Source organism: Imperialibacter sp., assembly GCF_040222385.1.
Classification (GTDB): domain Bacteria; phylum Bacteroidota; class Bacteroidia; order Cytophagales; family Cyclobacteriaceae; genus Imperialibacter.
The window spans coordinates 1-5,296 of record NZ_JAVKDF010000044.1 but is presented as its reverse complement, the minus strand read 5'-3'; the positions used below and the strand labels follow the sequence as shown (position 1 = coordinate 5,296).

Sequence of the window (5,296 nt, the reverse complement as noted above, 5' to 3'; positions counted from 1 at the left end):
GTACAGCCAAGATTTCCAGTAATGTTATCAGTAACGAACACCCAGTAGTTACCTTCCTGTAGGTTAGAGATGACAGATGTGTTGACACCTGATTCGTCGATACCTACTGTAGAACCATTGTGCGCTACTCCATTAGAGAGGGCAGTGCTCGATCCAACATTTCCTGTAGGGCCATTGTACCACTGGAAAGTGTAGTTGTCATCGAGGTCACCGGTAACAGTAGCTGTTAGTTGCCCATCAGCCTCCAGCGCTGCAAATGTAGGGTCACAGATAGTGTTAGGCTGATCTTGTGCGATGGCTACTGTAGGGGTCACAGCGTCGTCTTCTATCACAACCTGAAGCAAGTTAGATGAGCAACCACTGCCTGTTGTGCTCCTCGCCTCTACAAAATATGTTGCCGGAGAAAGCGAAGAAACGATCGCTGTGCCATTGAAGGCCGAAACGGCTGGGATTTCAGTTACTCCATCACTTTGATACAGGTGGAAGGTGTAATTGCCGAGGGCGTCACTAGACGTATTGCGGAGCACATCAGTCACCTCAATTTGACCGTTATCAGGTGTGCAATCGGTTACATTTGTTACATCAACAATTGTTGTGTTAAGTTCTATTACGTCAGGGTTGTCAAGCACTTCAACTATCACCTGATCAAAGCAACCTCTACCCAAACCATCATTGGCAGCTACGTCATTCGCAGTGACCACTACAGTGTAAAAGCCAGGAGCCAGATTGGTTCTTTCATCGGAGCCGGCGCCAGGGAGAGCGTCGCCGACACCTGATGATGGGGATGACGGGCCAGCACTACCGGATTGAAGGTCATACCAATCGAAGGTGTAGTTGCCAGGATCGTAGTATCCACCCAGAGGATTTTGAACACGAATTTCAATTGCTCCATTTCCAACAGTACCGCCACTTGTGTCGCAGAATCTGTTGGCGCTATTTGTCGTCACTTCAATGATAGGTTCGACGGGAGCGAACAGCACGGTTTTTTGATAGACCACTGAAACACACCCAGTTGTTTTGTCGATGATAGTCAAATCATAGGTATCAGCGGATAAGTCTGTAATAATAAATGGATCAACTGCGCCAGGGTTGTATGTCTGATCATCTGCGGTTGTAGTAACACCTGCAATGATTATTCGGTAATCGCTCATGTCGTTACCCAGAAAACCCGATATATCAGCTAAGTCGATGCTTATTGTTCCATTGTCAGGGTTGGCGCAATCAGTTGCTGGAGTTGTCGAAACATTGGCAATGTCCAGCGTTACAGGAGTGAGGTTAGCTGTAAGTGTAAACCCACCAGTGACAGTACATCCCAAATTTCCAGTAGTCACGTCAGTGATGAAAACCCAGTAGTTACCTTCTTGAATGTTAGAGATGACAGATGTGTTGACACCCGATTCGTCAATACCTACTGTCGAACCATTGTGCGCTACTCCATTAGAAAGAGCAGTACTTGAGCCGACATTTCCTGTGGGGCCGTTGTACCACTGGAAAGTGTAGTTGTCATCAGCGTCTCCGGTAACAGTAGCAGTCAACTGCCCATTAGCTTCTAACGCACCGAAAGTTGGATCGCAAATGGTGTTCTTCTGATCTTCCACAATGTCAACAGTAGGTGAACTACTGAGGTCATCGATTGTGAACGCCTTTTGAGCTGAGAAACATTGTGTTGCCGGATTTAGAATTTCAATCAGGTAATTTCCAGCTGGTAGCCCGGCAATGGTTACATTATCACCGGCATCTTCCACATTGGTGTCAACTATCGAGTTGTCTGATGCATCGTAGACATTCATGGTATATGCATCAATGGCTATGATGTCGCCCGGCGCAGTTAAAGTGCTTGCCACATTGGTGGAGCTATTGTAGAGGTCGATGCTGGTTAATGTCACTGATCCATTATCCGGTGTGCAATCGGGGTTATCAACTACGTTGAAAGTAAAGTCAATAATATTATCGATATCATCGGCAATAGCTTCCGTGACAAAGCTGAAACAACCAAAATCAGGTGAAGAGTTGTCCGTTACTTTAAGTGTATAAGTACCGCCAGATAGCCCGGAAATTTGAGTTTCAGTGCCTGATGGGTTTGACTCAGTTCCGGTAAAAGCAGTTGTGCTGGTGATGTCACCAACGAACCAGCTGTAATTGTAACCTGCAACCGCTCCACCTAAATCCACGGTAATCTGACCATTATTGGTTGTGCAGTTGGTGTTGTTGGTAGTCGAGTTAACCGTTAGTGTTGGCAGGCTAGTTGCGTCAACTACTGTGACAGGGAAAGCAGTCGATTCGCAAGTCAGGTTATTTTCAACAACCACTTCATAATCTCCATCTTCAAGACCAGTAAATTGGTCGGTTGCACCATTTGACAATATAGGGCCTGCAAATGGCGTGGCCGTACCTACCTTGTACAAATTAGCGCTAAAGTTAGCCGTTGTATTCCATGGCGTTGCGCCGCCTCCATCTACCTCAACGGTATTGATTGTAATAACTCCGTTAAAAGGTGTAGAACAGTTGGTATTGTCGGCCGGTGCTGCGATTATTTCAATTACTTCCGGTTCGTTTTGAACCTCGAAGGTATATGTGGCCGTACATGCGTCGGCGCTACCGGCAGGTGTTGTCCCGTTTGTGATCAATACGGTGTAAGAGCCAGCAGGTATGTTGGTTATTTGGTGTCCATTGTTGACCGCAGCAGTTGCAGTTGTTCCTAGTGCTGGGGCAGAAGTATTGGTACCTTCAAACCACTGATAAGTGTAGTCCGTACTAATGGTTGCATCATCAATACCATCACTAGTAGGAACACCGGCTCCGTCAAGAATTCTACGATCAATCTGTTTAATGTTAATAGCACCGTTTGAGTTGCCGGCGATTCCATCGCAATTGGTATCGTTGGTTATTTCGATATCAGCGACATCTGATTCGTCAATGTATAACTCGAAGAATCTATCTTCGATTTCGAAGACTACTGACGGAGATAAGCAAAATAGTGCGCCTTCCTGGGCTGCCATTACAGTGTATTCCCCAGCGGTCAGGCCATTAAATACGTAGGTGTTTTCTATATCATCGTGCCCTGGTGTGACGTCACCATACCCCAGGTCGGCCTGATTTTGACCTGCGATCGTCCCTTCGAGTACCTGAATATTGGTAGGTCTACCTTCAGCAACAGACCATAATCCAGCACGAGTAACCCCAGTGATAGTATGAGTGTTGATTCCATCGCTGATTGTATTTCCGGCCAAAATGCTGGTAATGTCCCCTCCTGTATAGTCAATAGTCAGCTCCAGACCGCTGATAGCGTCTATTTCTCCGGTTGCTGTCCCTCCATTGATGGTCATATTGTCATTTACGGAGAAACCAGTAATATCATCCACCGTAAGAACTATTTCAGTTTCGGGTTGTGTAACTATTGTTGTTGGGAAAAGGAATACCTGATAATTGTCGTGACTGTCACCTGTGAATTCTCCGTCCACAAGCGTAAGTGTTACACTAACTTGGCCTGTTGCACCTCCCTGGCCGCCGGTCACTCCATTGGTGTTATCTCCTGCGATAATAGCTGCACCATCGTAAGGCTGGCAGTTGGTACTATGACTAACAACGACTGGGACAGCTAAATCTAGTCGTGGAGCGCCAACGTATGGTAAAAAGAAGTCTTGCTCGTCAACACAACCTGTAACCTGATCAGTCACTTCAATTACGTACTTGCCATTAATAAAACCAGCATTGGAGAAATAGGTAGTGGCACCGGGATCAGAGTCTGCCACTGTGACGTCAGGGTTGACAGCGGCCACGTTGATGCCAGTTTGGGCGATCATTACTGTGCCGTCTTCTTTCAGAACACGTATGTCAACCACACCAGAGCTGCCGGTTATATCAAACTCAAACTCGCCAGCATCGGAATCGCAATCCCCAGGTGCGGAATTGATGGTTACACTTACCAGAGCGACAGACGACCTGGTGAGTGTTTTGCTCATCAAGCTAGATACACAACCGGTCTCTTTGTCCTGAATTCTTACGTAATAAAGGCCCTCTGGAAGGCTTGACGCTACTCCCTCCACCGATACATCACCACCGACAGTGGTCACGCTAGTGGTCTGGTCGTCAGTAAACCAAAACCAGTTATATTCTGAGGCGGCCTTTGGAGCTGGCGTTCCGGTGAGGATGCCATCAGGGTTGTTACAATCGGTCACCTCTTGTGTAACCGCTACCGTCAAGGATGGTGAGGCAGGCACACCAGACCCTACTACAAACTGTTGAACTCTGAAACAACCAGTGGCTGTATTTGTCACTTTAACAGAATAAGTTCCAGGTGAAACGTTGTCCAACACGTCGTCTATTAAGTCATCGGAGAGATTGTTATTATCGGTTGTAACATTTCCTACTGCCATAGTCGCAGTTCCACCGGTATGCCATTCAATAGTATAACCAGCGGGATTGTTGGCGACGTTGCCATCAGGGTCTATATCAATTGTACCATTAGGGAAATTGGTATTGTCGCAACTTAAAGATGGTGTAATGGTGAAGTTACCTGCCAATACTGGCTTAGCCGTGTTGTCTCCAATGGTAAATGGAACCGGCGAAGACACACAACCTGTTGCTGTATTTTTTGCCACCACTCGGTAGCTTCCGGCATTGAAGTCATTATTTATTGCACCAGCAGTATTGATGATGAAAACTCCGGCGCTGGTATACCAGTCAAATGTGTAGCTTCCAAGCACATCTGCAACGCCATCCTTATTGACAGTCAGTACTTCGAATTCTCCATTGTATCCGTCAGGGTCTGCGGCCGGATCACAAATTGTATTGTCTTGATTTTTGTTGCTGCCAGCAATTGTGATCACTGGTTGATCCGTAAGGATAGAAACTTCCTGTCGGTAAACGCAACCTGTGCCAGCACCTCCATCCGTATCATTAATTTCCACATAGTAGGTGCCTGCCGATAAACCTGTAACGGTTGCTAATGTTGGATCGCTAGGTATAGATCCATTGCCAGGGTTAGCACCAGTCACGAGTGCTACGGCCGTTCCAGAGGCTATAGTACCGAAATACCACTGATAGGAAACCGCTCCGCCTGTCCAAACAAAATTCGATGATACCTGGCCGTTCGGCGTAGCAGTACAAGATGTATTGTCGACCCCAGCTACCGTATTGGTCGTTGGAATTGGTGTTGTATTTCCGATACTAAACTGTTTAAGAGCAGCCGGACAGCCCAGGTCGCTTGTTACTTCGATGAAGTAAGTGCCAGGAGCGAGTGCTGTAGCGGTAGGGAATGTGTTTGTACCACCATTGGCAGCTACATCGAAAGCTT

At 46.8% G+C, this 5,296-nt stretch carries 1 protein-coding gene; it reads right to left on the bottom strand.

Translation table 11 applies throughout. The features are described 5' to 3' along the window. On the bottom strand, positions 1-5,296 hold a 5,296-nt coding region (locus RIG68_RS23310; protein ID WP_350128041.1), incomplete at both ends, for a hypothetical protein.